The sequence below is a fragment of the Streptomyces phaeofaciens genome (assembly GCF_014648915.1).
Classification (GTDB): Bacteria; Actinomycetota; Actinomycetes; order Streptomycetales; family Streptomycetaceae; genus Streptomyces; species Streptomyces phaeofaciens.
In genome coordinates this window covers 81,235-96,391 of record NZ_BMSA01000010.1, presented here as the reverse complement: position 1 = coordinate 96,391, position 15,157 = coordinate 81,235, and the positions used below count along the sequence as shown (strand labels likewise).

At 71.3% G+C, this 15,157-nt stretch carries 14 protein-coding genes; 5 read left to right on the top strand and 9 right to left on the bottom strand.

Going from position 1 to position 15,157, the window contains the following annotated elements:
* Window positions 1–3: 3 nt before the first annotated feature.
* From IE275_RS18460 to IE275_RS18445, 4 genes are all read right to left on the bottom strand, one after another.
* On the bottom strand, window positions 4–954 hold the full coding sequence (locus IE275_RS18460; RefSeq protein ID WP_189712412.1) for a M28 family metallopeptidase: 951 nt from the start codon (window positions 952–954) through the stop codon (window positions 4–6).
* 157 nt (window positions 955–1,111) lie between these two features.
* Window positions 1,112–1,582 (bottom strand): VOC family protein, encoded by a 471-nt coding sequence (locus IE275_RS18455; RefSeq protein ID WP_189712411.1) that lies wholly within the window; start codon window positions 1,580–1,582, stop codon window positions 1,112–1,114.
* 101 nt (window positions 1,583–1,683) lie between these two features.
* Window positions 1,684–2,634, bottom strand: coding sequence for an EamA family transporter RarD (gene rarD / locus IE275_RS18450; RefSeq protein ID WP_189712580.1), 951 nt, complete (start codon window positions 2,632–2,634; stop codon window positions 1,684–1,686).
* Window positions 2,635–2,791: 157 nt separating this feature from the next.
* Window positions 2,792–3,646, bottom strand: a complete 855-nt coding sequence (locus IE275_RS18445; protein ID WP_189712410.1) for an SDR family oxidoreductase — start codon at window positions 3,644–3,646, stop codon at window positions 2,792–2,794.
* A gap of 96 nt (window positions 3,647–3,742) precedes the next feature.
* On the opposite strand from IE275_RS18445, the gene IE275_RS18440 reads away from it, so the two are divergent.
* On the top strand, window positions 3,743–4,141 hold the full coding sequence (locus tag IE275_RS18440; protein WP_189712409.1) for a winged helix-turn-helix transcriptional regulator: 399 nt from the start codon (window positions 3,743–3,745) through the stop codon (window positions 4,139–4,141).
* A 49-nt stretch (window positions 4,142–4,190) separates the two neighbouring features.
* On the opposite strand, the gene IE275_RS18435 is transcribed toward IE275_RS18440, so the two are convergent.
* From IE275_RS18435 to IE275_RS18415, 5 genes are all read right to left on the bottom strand, one after another.
* The gene (locus IE275_RS18435; protein ID WP_189712408.1) at window positions 4,191–5,249 is read right to left on the bottom strand and encodes a 2-oxoacid:ferredoxin oxidoreductase subunit beta; all 1,059 of its coding nucleotides are present in this window, start codon (window positions 5,247–5,249) and stop codon (window positions 4,191–4,193) included.
* Window positions 5,242–7,179 (bottom strand): 2-oxoacid:acceptor oxidoreductase subunit alpha, encoded by a 1,938-nt coding sequence (locus IE275_RS18430; RefSeq protein ID WP_189712407.1) that lies wholly within the window; start codon window positions 7,177–7,179, stop codon window positions 5,242–5,244. The genes IE275_RS18435 and IE275_RS18430 overlap by 8 nt, the downstream gene beginning before the upstream one ends.
* A 251-nt stretch (window positions 7,180–7,430) precedes the next feature.
* On the bottom strand, window positions 7,431–8,090 hold the full coding sequence (locus IE275_RS18425; RefSeq protein ID WP_308435661.1) for a response regulator transcription factor: 660 nt from the start codon (window positions 8,088–8,090) through the stop codon (window positions 7,431–7,433).
* 324 nt (window positions 8,091–8,414) lie between these two features.
* Window positions 8,415–9,776 (bottom strand): sensor histidine kinase, encoded by a 1,362-nt coding sequence (locus tag IE275_RS18420; protein ID WP_189712405.1) that lies wholly within the window; start codon window positions 9,774–9,776, stop codon window positions 8,415–8,417.
* Between the two features lie 196 nt (window positions 9,777–9,972).
* On the bottom strand, window positions 9,973–11,253 hold the full coding sequence (locus IE275_RS18415; RefSeq protein ID WP_189712404.1) for a sensor histidine kinase: 1,281 nt from the start codon (window positions 11,251–11,253) through the stop codon (window positions 9,973–9,975).
* Window positions 11,254–11,485: 232 nt separating this feature from the next.
* Between IE275_RS18415 and IE275_RS18410 the strand changes: the two genes are divergently transcribed.
* Genes IE275_RS18410 through IE275_RS18395 form a run of 4 tightly spaced genes read left to right on the top strand, consistent with a single transcriptional unit; the run spans window position 11,486 to window position 15,157 of the window.
* Window positions 11,486–11,881, top strand: a complete 396-nt coding sequence (locus tag IE275_RS18410) for an NADH-quinone oxidoreductase subunit A (RefSeq protein ID WP_189712579.1) — start codon at window positions 11,486–11,488, stop codon at window positions 11,879–11,881.
* Window positions 11,872–12,540, top strand: coding sequence for an NADH-quinone oxidoreductase subunit B (locus IE275_RS18405; protein WP_189712403.1), 669 nt, complete (start codon window positions 11,872–11,874; stop codon window positions 12,538–12,540). Before IE275_RS18410 ends, IE275_RS18405 begins: the two co-directional genes overlap by 10 nt.
* Window positions 12,537–14,195: an NADH-quinone oxidoreductase subunit C gene (locus tag IE275_RS18400; protein ID WP_189712402.1), complete on the top strand. Its 1,659-nt coding sequence runs from the start codon at window positions 12,537–12,539 to the stop codon at window positions 14,193–14,195. Before IE275_RS18405 ends, IE275_RS18400 begins: the two co-directional genes overlap by 4 nt.
* Window positions 14,192–15,157 carry a complex I subunit 1/NuoH family protein gene (locus IE275_RS18395; protein WP_189712401.1) on the top strand — a complete coding sequence of 322 codons (966 nt, stop codon included), beginning with the start codon at window positions 14,192–14,194 and terminating at the stop codon, window positions 15,155–15,157. The genes IE275_RS18400 and IE275_RS18395 overlap by 4 nt, the downstream gene beginning before the upstream one ends.

The window sequence follows — 15,157 nt, the reverse complement described above, 5'->3', positions numbered from 1 at the left end:
CCGTCAGGACGACAGCGTCCACACCGCGTACGCCAGCGCGTCCCCGTTGCGGTCCAGGGCCGTGTCGTTGATGTTGGACGTCGTGTCGCACGACGAGTGGTAGCAGCGGTCGAAGGCGGTGGCCGTACCGCCCCACTTGGTGACCTGCGCGGCGGTCTTGGCCCGGCTGGCGCCGCTGAACAGGCCGCCGACCGGGACGCCCGCGCTCTTGAACGGCGCGTGGTCGGAGCGGCCGTCGCCCTCGGTCTCGATCTCGGTGGGGACGCCGATGCCCGCGAAGTAGTCCTTGAAGGTCTTCTCGATCGCCGGGTCGTCGTCGTACACGAAGTAGCCGGGGTTCGGCGAGCCGATCATGTCGAAGTTGAGGTAGCCGTTGATGCGCGCCCGGTTCGTCGACGACAGGCTGTTGACGTAGTACCGGGACCCGACCAGACCCAGCTCCTCCGCGCCCCACCAGGCGAACCGCAGGTGCTTGGTGGGCTGGTAGTTGGTCCGCGCGACCGTGAGCGCGGCCTCCAGGACGGCCGACGAGCCGGAGCCGTTGTCGTTGATGCCGGCGCCCGAGGTGACGCTGTCGAGATGCGAGCCGGCCATGATCACCTGGTTGGCGTTGCCGCCGGGCCAGTCGGCTATCAGGTTGTAGCCGGTGCGGCCGCCCGAGGTGAACGACTGCACGGTGGTGGTGAAGCCGACGGCGTCGAGCTTGCCCTTCACGTAGTTCAGCGAGGCGGTGTAGCCGGCCCGGCCGTGCGCTCTGTTGCCGCCGTTGGCGGTGGCGATGGACTGGAGCTGGGCGAGATGCGCCTTGACGTTGGCGACGGGCAGGTCGGGTGCGGCGGCGAGTGCCGCGCGTTCGGGGGCGGGCGCCGCGCCGGCTATGGATCCGGTGGCCAGCAGGGTGACGGTCGCGACGGCGACGGACACCATCGCGCGCCCGGAGACGGAGAGCTTCATGGTGGGGGGGCTCCGAATTCCAGAGGGACGCCCGGGGGCGGGGTGGCCCACAGGAAGTCCACAGTGAATGGGGTGTCTGGATGGTGAATCCGGGACTGACGTTCCGTCAAGAGCGCCATTCGGACAAGGAGTTCACATTCCGGAGCCCTTCCCCACGTCAGTGCACGCAGAACTCGTTCCCCTCGGGGTCCGCCATCACCACCCACGCCCCGGAGGGCTCCCGCACCTCCCGCAGCACGCTCGCCCCGAGTGCCGTGAGTCGCTCCACCTCACCGGCCCGCCGCCCCTCGCCCGGATGCAGGTCCAGATGCAGCCGGTTCTTCCCGGCCTTCGGCTCCGGCACCCGCTGGAACAGCAGCCGCCGCCCCAGCCCGGTCCCGCTGTCGGCGTCGTACGGATCGTCCGGATGCCGTACGGCGATCAGGTCCCGGAAGGCCGGGCGGCCGTGGAACTCCACCGTCGCGGCGCCCGGCAGCGCGCCCAGTTCCAGCAGCCGCTCGACGAGCGCGCTGTTGTCCTCGACCGTGTAGTGCAGCGCGGCACCCCAGAAATCGGCCTGGGCGTGCGGGTCGGCGGTGTCGATCACGAGCTTCCAGTGCACGGGGGCGGGTGCGGGTGTCTCAGTCATGCCCCCCACTCAACCCAACGCGCACCGGCCGCTCAACCGAATCGCCCACGGCCCGCGCGACTGTTTCGGTCCGGGGCGGCATCGGATCCGGGGAGCCCCGGTCAGGCGTCCGCGGGAACGGGTGCCGCGGGGGAGGCGCCCGGCACCTCGACGACCGCCTTCGGCCGCCGTGCGGTGCGCCACGCGTCCACCGTGAGCATCATCAGCGCCAGCCACACCAGCCCGAACCCGGCCCACCGCTCGGCCGGCATCTCCTCGCCGAAGTAGAGGACGCCGAGGAGGAACTGGAACATCGGCGCGAGGTACTGCAGCAGCCCCAGCGTGGACAGCGGCACGCGGATCGCGGCCGCGCCGAAGCAGACCAGGGGGATCGCGGTGACCACGCCCGTGGAGGCGAGCAGGGCCGCGTGCGGGACGCCCTCGCTCGTGAAGGTGGAGTCGCCCCGCCCGGACAGCCACACCAGATAGGCGAGCGCGGGCAGGAACTGCACGGCTGTCTCGGCGGTCAGCGACTCGACCCCGCCCAGGTTGACCTTCTTCTTCACCAGCCCGTAGACGGCGAAGGAGAAGGCGAGACAGAGCGAGATCCACGGCGGCCGCCCGTAGCCGATGGTCAGCACCAGCACCGCGGCGAGGCCGACACCGACCGCCGCCCACTGCACCGGCCGCAGCCGCTCCTTCAGCAGCAGCACGCCCATGGCGATGGTGACCAGCGGATTGATGAAGTAGCCGAGCGAGGCCTCGACGACATGGCCGCTGTTCACGGCCCATATGTAGACGCCCCAGTTCACGGTGATCACGGCCGCCGCGATCACGACCATGCCGAGCCGGCGCGGCTGGCGCAGCAGCTCCCCGGCCCACGCCCAGCGCCGTACGAAGAGCAGCGCGGCGGCGACGAAGACGAGGGACCACACCATGCGGTGGGCGAGGATCTCCACCGATCCGGCGGGCTTGAGCAGCGGCCAGAACAGGGGGACCAGCCCCCACATCCCGTACGCCGCGAAGCCGTTCAGCAGGCCTTTGCGGCCCTCACTCGTCGACGACCCGGCCACGGGCTCCTCCTTCTCGCGTCGCTGTGCGCGCGTGCCGGTGTCCACCGTGTCCACCGCGTCCACGAAGGTAACGCCGAACGCCCCCGCCTGTCATGCCCGTATCGCCATACGGTCATGACAGGCGGGGGCGGGCCGCCCGAGGCCTCCGGGGGAGAGGTCAGCCCTTGAGCGCCGCCGTGATCGCCTCGGCCAGCGGGGTCGTCGGGCGGCCCGCCAGACGGGACAGGTCGCCGGTGGAGACCACCAGCTCGCCCTTCTCGATCGACGCGTCCACGCCGGCGAGGATCTCGGCGAAGTGCCCGGGCAGGCCGGCGCCGGTCAGGATGCCGACGAGGGCGTCGCCGGGCACGGAGTTGTAGGCGATCTCCTTGCCGGTCTGCCGGCTCAGCTCGGCCGCGTACTCGGCGAGGCTCCACGCCACGTCGCCGCCCAGCTCGTACGTCGAGTTCTCGTGGCCCTCACCGGTCAGTACGGCGACGGCGGCGGCCGCGTAGTCGGCGCGGGAGGCGGAGGAGATCCGGCCGTCACCGGCGGCGGCGACCACCGCGTTGTGCTCCAGCACCGGGGCGAGCTGCTCGGTGTAGTTCTCGTGGTACCAGCCGTTGCGCAGCAGGGAGTACGGCACGCCGGAGGCGGTCAGCGCCCGCTCGGTGGCGCGGTGGTCGTCGGCCAGGGCGGCGGTCAGCGAACCCGGCGCGCTCGTGTACGCCAGCAGCGCCACACCGGCCGCCTTCGCCGCGTCGATGACGACCTGGTGCTGCTGCGGGCGGCCCTTGTCGAACTCGTTGCCCGAGATCAGCAGCACCTTGTCGCCGGCCGCGAACAGGCCGTCGAAGGTCTCGGGGGTGTTGTAGTCGGCGACCGCGAGCCGTACGCCGCGGGCCGCGAGGTCGGCGGCCTTGGCCTCGTCGCGTACGACGGCCGTGATCCGGTCCGCCGGGACCTTCTCCAGCAACTGCTCCACGACGAGGCGGCCGAGGTGTCCGGTGGCTCCGGTGACGACGATGCTCATGGTTCAGAACTCCAGGTGGGGGTGTGCGGGACTGACACTCACCCTAAGAGCTGCACTAACCAAGCGAAAGTACCCACTTTGAAGTAAGGTACTGGCATGGCCGTAAGTACCCCTGCTCCCGCCCCCGCCGCCCGCACCGTGCCCGCGATCGAGGGCATGTGCCCCTACCGACTGGTCCTGGAGCACGTCACCAGCCGCTGGGGGGTGCTCGTCCTGATCCACCTGCTGGACCGGCCGCACCGCTTCAGCGAGCTGCGCCGGGCGATCGGCCGGGTCAGCGAGAAGATGCTGACCCAGACCCTCCAGACCCTGGAGCGCGACGGCATGGTCCACCGCGACGCCAAGCCGGTCATCCCGCCCCGGGTCGACTACTCCCTCACCGACCTCGGCCGCGAGGCCGCGGAACAGGTGCGGGGCCTCGCCACCTGGACGCACGAGCGCATGGACGAGGTCGAGAAGTCCCGCGCCGCCTACGACAAGGCCCGGGAGTCGTAGTCCCGGGCCCCGTGGCTCCTCGTCGGCCGCCCCTCGCGGCCGGCGGCGGTCAGCCGACGACCGTCCAGGTGTCCCCGCCGGCCAGCAGCGCCGCCAGGTCGCCCTTGCCGTGCTGCTCGATGGCCGCGTCGAGCTGGTCGGCCATCTGGGTGTCGTAGACCGGCCGCACGGCCGAGCGGAACACGCCGATCGGGGTGTTGTGCAGGGTGTCCGGATCGGCCAGCCGGGAGAGCGCGAACGCGGTGGTCGGGGACGCGGAGTGCGCGTCGTGGACCAGGATCGTCCCCTCGTTCTCCGGCGTCACCGCGACGACCCGCAGATCCCCGGTGACCGCGTCCCGCACCACGCCCTTGGAACGGTCGGTGCCGAACCGGATCGGCTGCCCGTGCTCCAGCCTGATCACCGCCTCCTCGGCCGACTCCCGGTCCTTGAGCGCCTCGAAGGCGCCGTCGTTGAAGATGTTGCAGTTCTGGTAGATCTCCACCAGCGCCGTACCCGGATGGGCGGCGGCCTGCCGCAGCACCTCCGTCAGATGCTTGCGGTCCGAGTCGAAGGTCCGCGCGACGAAGGACGCCTCCGCGCCCAGCGCCAGCGACACCGGGTTGAAGGGCGCGTCCAGCGACCCCATCGGCGTCGACTTGGTGATCTTCCCGACCTCGGAGGTGGGGGAGTACTGCCCCTTGGTGAGCCCGTAGATCCGGTTGTTGAACAGCAGGATCTTCAGGTTCACATTGCGCCGCAGGGCGTGGATCAGGTGGTTCCCGCCGATGGACAGCGCGTCACCGTCCCCCGTGACCACCCACACGCTCAGATCCCGCCGGCTGGCGGCCAGCCCGGTCGCGATCGCGGGGGCCCGCCCGTGGATGGAGTGCATGCCGTACGTGTTCATGTAGTACGGGAAACGCGAGGAGCAGCCGATGCCCGAGACGAAGACGATGTTCTCCCGGGCCAGCCCCAGCTCCGGCATGAAGCCCTGGACGGCCGCCAGGATCGCGTAGTCACCGCAGCCGGGGCACCAGCGCACCTCCTGGTCGGACTTGAAGTCCTTCATGGACTGCTTGGCCTCGGCCTTGGGAACCAGCTGGAGCAGCGTGTCGGCGTCAGTCATCGATGGCCTCCTTCAGTGCCGCGGCGAGCTGCTCCGCCTTGAACGGCATCCCGTTGACCTGGTTGTAGGAGTGGGCGTCGACCAGGTATTTCGCCCGTACGAGCGTGGCGAGCTGGCCGAGGTTCATCTCCGGGATGACGACCTTGTCGTACGCCTTCAGCACCGCCCCCAGATTGCCGGGGAACGGGTTCAGATGCCGCAGATGCGCCTGCGCGACGGCCTCCCCGGCCGCCCGCAGCCGCCGTACGGCCGCCGTGATGGGACCGTAGGTGGACCCCCAGCCCAGCACCAGCGTCCGGGCCCGGTCCGGGTCGTCGACCTCCAGGTCCGGGACGTCGATGCCGTCGATCTTGGCCTGGCGGACGCGGACCATGAAGTCGTGGTTGGCCGGGGCGTAGGAGATGTTCCCCGTCCCGTCCTCCTTCTCGATCCCGCCGATCCGGTGCTCCAGCCCCGGTGTGCCGGGCACCGCCCACGGCCGGGCCAGCGTCTGCGGGTCGCGTTGGTACGGCCAGTAGACCTCGGTGCCGTCGTCCAGCGTGTGATTGGGGCCCTGCGCGAACTGCACGGTCAGGTCCGGCAGCTCCTCCAGTTCCGGGATCCGCCACGGCTCGGAGCCGTTGGCCAGGTAGCCGTCGGACAGCAGCATCACCGGCGTGCGGTAGGTGAGCGCGATCCGGGCGGCCTCCAGCGCCGCGTCGAAACAGTCCGCCGGTGTGCGCGGCGCCACGATCGGCACCGGGGCCTCGCCATTGCGCCCGAACATCGCCTGGAGCAGATCCGCCTGCTCGGTCTTGGTCGGCAGCCCGGTGGACGGCCCGCCGCGCTGGATGTCCACGACCAGCAGCGGCAGCTCCAGCGAGACGGCGAGCCCGATCGTCTCCGACTTCAGCGCCACCCCGGGCCCGGAGGTCGTGGTCACGGCCAGCGACCCCCCGAACGCGGCCCCCAGCGCGGCCCCGATCCCCGCGATCTCGTCCTCCGCCTGGAAGGTCCGCACCCCGAAGTTCTTGTGCCTGCTCAGCTCGTGCAGGATGTCCGAGGCCGGGGTGATCGGGTACGAGCCCAGGAACAGCGGCAGATCGGCCTGCCGGGAGGCAGCGACCAGCCCGTAGGCGAGGGCCAGGTTCCCGGAGATGTTCCGGTAGGTCCCGACCGGGAAGGCCTTGGCGGCCGGAGCGACCTCGTAACTGACGGCGAAGTCCTCGGTCGTCTCCCCGAAGTTCCACCCGGCACGGAAGGCGGCCAGGTTCGCCTCGGCGATATGCGGCTTCTTCGCGAACTTCGACCGCAGGAACTTCTCCGTGCCCTCGGTGGGCCGGTGGTACATCCATGACAAGAGGCCGAGCGCGAACATGTTCTTGCTGCGCTCGGCCTCTTTGCGGGTGAGGTCGAATTCCTTGAGAGCCTCGACGGTCAGGGTGGTCAGGGGGACCGGATGGAGCTGGTAACCGTCGAGGGAGCCGTCCTCCAGCGGCGAGGCCGCGTACCCCACCTTCTGCATCGCCCGTTTGGTGAACTCGTCCGTGTTGACGATGATCTCCGCACCGCGCGGCACGTCCCCGATGTTCGCCTTCAGGGCGGCCGGGTTCATCGCGACCAGCACATTGGGCGCATCACCCGGAGTGAGGATGTCGTGGTCGGCGAAGTGCAACTGGAACGAGGAGACGCCTGGCAGGGTGCCGGCGGGCGCACGGATCTCGGCGGGGAAGTTCGGCAGCGTGGACAGATCGTTGCCGAACGAAGCCGTCTCCGAGGTGAAACGGTCACCGGTGAGCTGCATACCGTCACCCGAGTCGCCCGCGAACCTGATGATCACCCGGTCGAGACGGCGTACGTCCTTCGTCCCGGCCGGTTTGCGCTGTTCTCCCACGACGGCCCCGTCAGCCTGATCGGCCTGTTCCGTTGCTCTGCTGACCTCACTGGTCACTGAACTGGACCTCCCTCGAGGTGGCTGTCCCGGGGGGCCTTCCCGAAGACCCTCCTGGATCAACCCTACGTCTGTCGGGGTCACCTTCCCTTGGCCATTCGCATGACAAATCACTGCCCCGAGACGGCCCGGCACCCCGACTTGTCATGATTTACCGCCCTGAGGTGTTGCCCTGGTAGACGCACCGCCACGACCTCCGGTTCTCCCGGGGGGTCGATGATGTGTACGTCCGTCCGCACAGTGCCACTTCGTCAGGAATTCAGGTAGGTGAGCACCGCGAGGACGCGACGGTGATCCCCGTCACTCGGCGACAGGCCGAGCTTCAGGAAGATGTTGCTGACATGCTTCTCGACGGCCCCGTCGCTCACGACCAGCTGCTTCGCGATCGCGGAATTGGTCCGCCCCTCGGCCATCAGCCCCAGCACCTCCCGCTCCCGCGGGGTGAGCCCGGCCAGCACGTCCTGCTTCCGGCTCCGCCCGAGCAGCTGCGCCACGACCTCCGGATCGAGCGCGGTCCCCCCGGACGCCACCCGCACCACGGCGTCCACGAACTCCCGCACCTCGGCCACCCGGTCCTTCAGCAGATACCCCACCCCGCGACTGGAACCGGCCAGAAGTTCGGTGGCGTACCTTTCCTCCACGTACTGCGACAGCACCAGCACCCCGAGCCCCGGATGCGCCTTGCGCAGCTGTACGGCGGCCCGCACCCCCTCGTCGGTATGGGTGGGCGGCATTCGCACATCGGCGACGACGACGTCGGGCAACGCACCCTCCGCGTGCAGCTCGGCGATGGTCTTCACCAACGCCACGGCGTCCCCGACCCCCGCCACGACCTCCAGTCCCCGGTCGGTCAGCAACCGGGTCAGCCCCTCCCGCAACAGCACCGAATCCTCGGCGATGACCACCCGCACCCTGTCCTCCACGCTCCTCGGCCCCCCAGCCGTCCACCCGTCAACGTTCCGGTCCAGCATTCCAGCAACCATGCCGTCTGCACCCGGAAAAGGGCGGGAGGAACGTCGCGGGAGAGCCGCAGGACAGCCGCGGGACGGGGGGAAGGGCGGGATACAGCCAGGTGACGAGGGTTTTCGGCCGCGGGGGCGCGGGGCGCGGGGACGTGGAGCCGCGGGACGCGGGTGCGATGCCGTTCGGCCCCCCGGCCGTGCCGGGCGGACGTCCTTCGGTCCCCGCCCCCGCCCGCTGTTACGACACCGCCGACCGGTACTCCCGCACCCTTCCTACAGCCGAGGACCCCGCCAAGGCAGCTCGGCCGTCACCCTCGTCGGCCCACCGGCCGGCGAATCCACCACCAGGATCCCGTCCACCGCGTCCAGCCGCCCGGCCAGCCCGGCCAGCCCCGACCCGCCGGAGGCGTCCGCACCGCCCACCCCGTCGTCCACCACCTGCAACATCAGCCGGTCCTCCACACGCCACACATCCACCGAGGCCGACCGTGCCCCGCTGTGCTTGCTGATGTTCTGGAGCAGCTCGGACACCGTGAAGTAGGCGATCCCCTCGATCGCCGCCGCCGGCCGCTCCACCAGATCGACCTCCACCCGCACCGGCACCGTGCACCGCGACGCCACCGACGACAGCGCCGCGTCCAGCCCCCGGTCCGTCAGCACCGCCGGATGGATGCCCCGCGCCAGATCCCGCAGCTCCTGGAGCGCCGTCTTCACCTCACCGTGCGCCTCGTCCACCATCCGGGCCGCCGCCTTCGGATCCTCCCGCAGCTTCTCCTTCGCCAGCCCCAGATCCATCGCCAGCGCCACCAGCCGCGCCTGCGCCCCGTCGTGCAGATCCCGCTCGATCCGCCGCAGATCCGCCGCCGCCGTGTCCACCACGACCCCCCGGTCCGACTCCAGCTCCACCACCCGCGACGCCAGCCGCGACGGCCCCAGCAGCCCGTGCACCAGCAGCCGGTCCACCGTCGTCAGCGCCCGCACGATCCACGGCGTCGCCATCGTCACCAGCAGCCCCACCAGTGCCGTCACCGTGATCTCGAACGGGTTGTCCAGATACACCTGATGCTGCTCGTCCCCGTACAACTGCAATCCGCCCTGCCCGCCGTACATCGGGAACAGCCAGAACCACACCGGATACGTCAGCATCGTCCAGCCGAGCGCCCACACCGTCAGCGTGACGCAGAACGAGAACACCGCCCACGGGAACTGCACCAGCACGAACAGCGCGTGCCGCCACGACGTCCCGCTCCTCAGCATGGCCCCCATCCACGCCAACGCCCCGCGCCGGTCGCCCCGCACCCGCACCGGCTCGGGCTCCGCCACCTCCAGCCCCAGCAGCCCCCGCGCCCGCGCCCGCTCCAGCGCCCCGAACCCCCGGCACATCGCCAGGCCCGCCGCCAGCACCGGAATCCCGAGGAACGTCAGCGTGAGACCGACGCCCGTCGACAGCACGGTGACCGTGAGGACGAACAGCACGACGCTGATCGGAAACCCGAGCAGCACATACAGCAGCTCACGCCAGTGCCGCCCCGTGAACGGCTCCCGCAACGCGGTCGGCACCCGGTGCGCCCGCTCCCCGGCGCCCGTCCCCGGGTGCCCGTACCCCGGCTCGTAATTCCCGTACTGCGTGGCCATCCGCGTCGTCCGTTCTACTCGTCCGCTCATCGCGCAGCTGTTGGCTCGTACCTCCCACCCTCCTCGCCCCCGTCCTCCCGCACCATGAAGGCCGTCGGCGTCTCGAACGGGGGGTTTTCCCTACCCCGCCGAGCCGTCCGGCCGGTGCCGACCGCCCGCTGCCGTCCGGCCGATGCCGTCCGCGCGGGCCGCACCGTCACCCGCGTTCCCGCTCCCGCTCCCGCCAGGGCAGCTCCGCGGTCACCGTCGTAGGACCCCCCACCGGCGAGTCCACGACGAACAGCCCGTCCACGGCGTTCAGCCGCTCCGCCAGCCCCCGCATCCCCGTCCCGCCGTCCAGCCGTGCCCCGCCCTCGCCGTCGTCGCGGACCTGGATCAGCAGCCGGTCCTCCGTCCGCCACACATCCACCGAGGCCGACCGTGCCCCACTGTGCTTGCTGATGTTCTGGAGCAGCTCGGACACCGTGAAGTAGGCGATCCCCTCGATCGCCGCCGCCGGTCTGGAGTCCAGGTCGGCGGTCACCTTCACCGGCACCGTGCACCGCGACGCCACCGACGACAGCGCCGCGTCCAGCCCCCGGTCCGTCAGCACCGCCGGATGGATGCCCCGCGCCAGATCCCGCAACTCCTGAAGCGCCAGCTTCACCTCGCCGTGCGCCTCCTCCACCATCGCCGAGGCCGCGTCCGGATCCTCCAGCAGCTTCTCCTTCGCCAGCCCCAGCCCCATCGCCAGATTCACCAGCCGGGCCTGGGCACCGTCGTGCAGATCCCGCTCGATCCGCCGCAGATCCGCCGCCGCCGTGTCCACCACGACCCCCCGGTCCGACTCCAGCTCCGCGATCCGCCGCTCCAGCTCGTCCGACGGCGACAGCAGCGCCCGCACCATCGCCCGGTCCGCGTTGGTCAGCCCCCGCGCCAGATACGGCAGCACCGGCCACAGCACGAACATCGAGGTCAGGGCCACGGTGAAGGTGAGGATGCCCCAGGGCAGCCGAATCACCTCGTACAGCACCGTCCGCCAGGCCACCGGATCCTTCAGCGCCAGCCACATCCGCGACAGCAGCCCGCCCGCCCGGCGTACGGGCAGCGTGCTCGGCTCGTCGATCCGCAGCCCGAGCAGCATCCGCGCCCGCCCCCGCTCGAACCGCCCGATCAGCCGCGCCCCCGCCAGCCCGAGCCCGAGCAGCGGCAACCCGATCACGGTGACGCTCAGCGCCGCACCACCGATGATCACCGTCATCACATAGGTGAAGCCGAACACCGACACCGGCAGGTTCGCCAGCAGATGCGCGATCTCCTTCCACGTCCACGGTTCGTAGGCGAAGCGCGCCGGCGGCGGACGGTCGTCGTCGTGCTCCGCGCCGCGGTGGCGGGCGACGGCCTCGCGGGCGACGGCCCCACGGGAGTCGTTCCCGTCGGCCCGGCGGGAACCATGGGCGTCGGGCCGGTGAGAGGCGGCGGACTGAGATGCGGTCATACGAGCTAGCCTGCCGCGCCGCGGACCGCTGCGCCATGAGGTTCCCCGGCCTTTGCCGCCTGGGGAAATCCCCCCTCGGCAGATCAAGGTGTGACGGGCTGCTTACCGTCTCTTTATCAGGGCCTAGACTCCGTGCGTACAGGTCGTCGAAGACGCCGAAGATGTCGAAGTGGCCGACGAGGCCGGAGCGGCCACGGCCGCGGAGGCCGAGGTCAGGGAGCGAGGGACGGACGTGCGGGAACCGACCGTCGAGGTCGCGGCGGACTACTTCCGGTCCTATTCGGTCGTCGGACTGCTCGCCGTCGTCGGCGTGCTCTTCGTCGCCGTCGCCTTCGGCGCGGGACGCCTCCTGCGCCCGGTGGTCCCCACCCCCGAGAAGCTCCTGACGTACGAGTGCGGCGTCGACCCCGTCGGCGAGGGCTGGGCCCACACCCAGGTCCGCTACTACGTCTACGCCTTCCTCTACGTCATCTTCGCCGTCGACTCGATCTTCCTGTTCCCCTGGGCGACGGTCTTCGCCGCCCCCGGCTACGGCGCCACCACCCTCGTCGAGATGTTCATCTTCCTGGGCTTCCTCGCCGTCGGCCTGCTCTACGCGTACAAGAAGGGGGTCCTGGAATGGACGTGACCCCGTCCGCACCCGAGCCGGTGATGCTGCCCGAGCCCAAGCGCCTGGGCGCCCTCGCCCGCCTCGCACCCGAGCCCATGAAGGTCGTCCTGAACTGGGGCCGCCGCTACTCGCTCTGGGTCTTCAACTTCGGCCTCGCCTGCTGCGCGATCGAGTTCATCGCCGCGTCCATGGCCCGCCACGACTTCATCCGCCTCGGCGTCATCCCCTTCGCGCCCGGCCCCCGCCAGGCCGACCTGATGGTCGTCTCCGGCACGGTCACGGACAAGATGGCCCCGGCCGTGAAGCGCCTCTACGAGCAGATGCCCGAGCCCAAGTACGTCATCTCCTTCGGCGCGTGCAGCAACTGCGGCGGCCCCTACTGGGACTCCTACTCGGTGACCAAGGGCGTCGACCAGATCATCCCCGTCGACGTCTACGTCCCCGGCTGCCCGCCCCGCCCCGAGGCACTGCTCCAGGGCATCCTCAAGCTCCAGGAGAAGATCGCCCGCGAGTCTCTCGGCGAGCGCTACGGCACCTCCCGCCCCTCGCCCGCCGCCCTCCAGAGCGACCTGCTGAAGCCCCCGCCCGCACCCGCCACCGCTGTCTCTCCCGCCGAGTCGCCCGCCGAGTCTCCCTCGGAGCCGTCCTCGGAGTCGCCCTCGGAGGAGGGCCGATGACCACGATCGGCTGGCTCCCCGCCCCCGCCGACGAACTCTTCGGCCCGGACGCCACGGCCGAGGAGTCCTACGACGTCCTCACCGTCGACGTCCCCCCGGCATCCTGGATCACCGCCCTCCGCGTCGCCCGCGACGATCTGGCCTGCACCTACTTCGACTGGCTGAGCGCGGTCGACGAACCGGGCACCGGCTTCCGCGTCTCCGCACACGTCGTGGCCCTCTCCCCGGTCCGCCGCCTCCTCCTGCGCACGACCGTCCCGCACGAGGCACCGGTCCTCGCCTCCGCCGTCGACATCTATGCCGGCGCCACCTGGCACGAACGCGAGACGCACGAAATGTTCGGCGTCCGCTTCGAGGGCCACCCCGGCCTCGACCACCTCCTCCTCCCCGAGAACTTCGAGGGCCACCCCCTCCGCAAGGACTTCGTCCTCGCGGCCCGCGTCGCCAAGGCCTGGCCCGGCGCGAAGGAACCGGGCGAGTCCGAGCACGGCGGCCCCAAACGTCGCCAGATGCTCCCCCCAGGCGTCCCCGACCCCAACGAATGGGGCCCCCTGAAGGGCCAGCTCCCCCCGGCCCCCGCCCGCCCCACCCGCACCCCGGGCGCCCGCCCGGCCCGCACCACGGCCGACCGCCCGCCCCGCCGAGCCCGCACGGCAGCCGAGGGCTCAGCAAGCCAGACCACTCCGACCGCGGACGCATCGGGGACGCAGGCGGGTGCCGTCCCGGGTACGGCCCCGGGCGCCGGCCCGAGCGCGGCCCCGGGTACGGCCCCGGGTGTCGGCCCGAGCGCGGCCCCGGGTACCGGTGGGGCCACGGCGCCGGGTACGGGTACGGGTACGAGTGCCGGCCCGGGTACGGGTACCGGCCCGGGTACGGCCACGGCTCCCGGCACGGATGCGGCAGCACCGCGGACTCCGGCCGGCCCGCGTCGCGCCCGCACCGCCAGCGGCGGCTCGGCCTCCCAGCGGACGGCCGCCGAGGGCGCAGCGGGTGCCGAGGGCGCAGCGGCTGCTGAGGGCAAGGAGAGTGCCGAGGGCGCAGAGAGTGCGGCGGCTGGTGCGGAGGCTACCGAGGTGACCCCGCGGCCCCCGGCCGGCCCCCGCCGTGCCCGCACCGCTTCCCAGGGCTCGGCCTCCCAGCGCACCCAGCCGACCACCCCTACCCGCCCCTCTCCGGCCCCCCGCAGCTCGGACGCCCCGTGGCACCACGCCCGCCCGGCCTTCGACACCCCCGAACAGCGACCGAAGCCTGATCAGGAGCCCGATTCCGAGCAGGCACCCGGGGCTGGGCAAGCGCCCGGAGCTGGGCAGGGACCTGGGTCCGGCCAGGAGCCCGGAGCTGGGCAGGCGCCCGAGGCTGGGCGCAAGCCCGAGGCTGGGCGCAAGCCCGAGGCTGGGCAGGCGCCCGAGCCGAAGCAGCCGGAGCCGCATCCAGAAGCGGAGCCGCAGCCGGAGCCGGAGCCGCAGCCCCAGCCGGAGGGGCAGCCCCAGCCGGAGCCGGATCCGCGCCCGCACACCCCTGGCGCGGACGAAGAGCCGTCCCCCACCGAAGACGGCGAACCCCCGACCGGGCCCGCCACCCCCGGAGCTTCCGACGCTCCCCGTACTTCCGACGCTCCCGAAACTCCCGACACCCCTCCAGGAGGCCCGCGATGAACGACGCGCTCGACGTCGCGCTGCGTCTCCTGGTCGTCTTCGTCGTCTTCCTCACCTTCCCCCTGATCGTCGGTCAGACCGAGCACAAGGTGATGGCCCACATGCAGGGCCGCCTCGGTCCCATGTACGCCGGCGGTTTCCACGGCTGGGCCCAGCTCGTCGCGGACGGCGTGAAGTTCGCGCAGAAGGAGGACATCGTCCCGGCCGGCGCGGACCGCCGTATCTTCCAGCTCGCCCCCGCCGTCGCCCTCCTCCCGTACCTGCTCGTCCTCCTCGCCATCCCCATCGGTCCGGGGGAGGGCGCGGTCGGCCAGGTCCTGGACGCGGGTGTCTTCTTCGTGCTCGCCGTGATGGGCGTGGGCGTCCTCGGCTCGCTCATGGCCGGCTGGGCCAGCGCCAACAAGTTCTCCCTCCTCGGCGGCCTGCGCACCGCCGCCCAGCTCCTCGCCTACGAACTCCCGATGCTCCTCACGGCCGCCTCCGTCGCGATGGCTGCCGGCACGGTCTCCCTCCCCGGCATCGTGGACGCCTTCGAGTGGTGGTGGCTGCCCTGGCAGATCGTCGGCGCGATCGTCTTCTTCGTCGCCGGCCTCGCCGAACTCCAGCGCCCCCCGTTCGACATGCCCGTCGCCGACTCGGAGATCATCTTCGGCGCGTACACCGAGTACACCGGTCTGCGCTTCGCTCTCTTCCTCCTCGCCGAGTACGCCGGAATCGTCGTGCTGTGCGGGCTGACCACCGTCCTCTTCCTGGGCGGCTGGCACGGCCCCTGGGGTGCGGACGGCCTGGGCTGGGTCTGGACCCTGCTGAAGGCCGCCGTACTCGCCTTCGTCGTGATCTGGCTGCGCGTGACCTACCCCCGGCTGCGCGAGGACCAGCTCCAGAAGCTCTCCTGGACCCTCCTCGTCCCCCTCTCCCTCGCCCAGATCGCCCTCACCGGCGTCGTCAAGGTGGTGATCTAG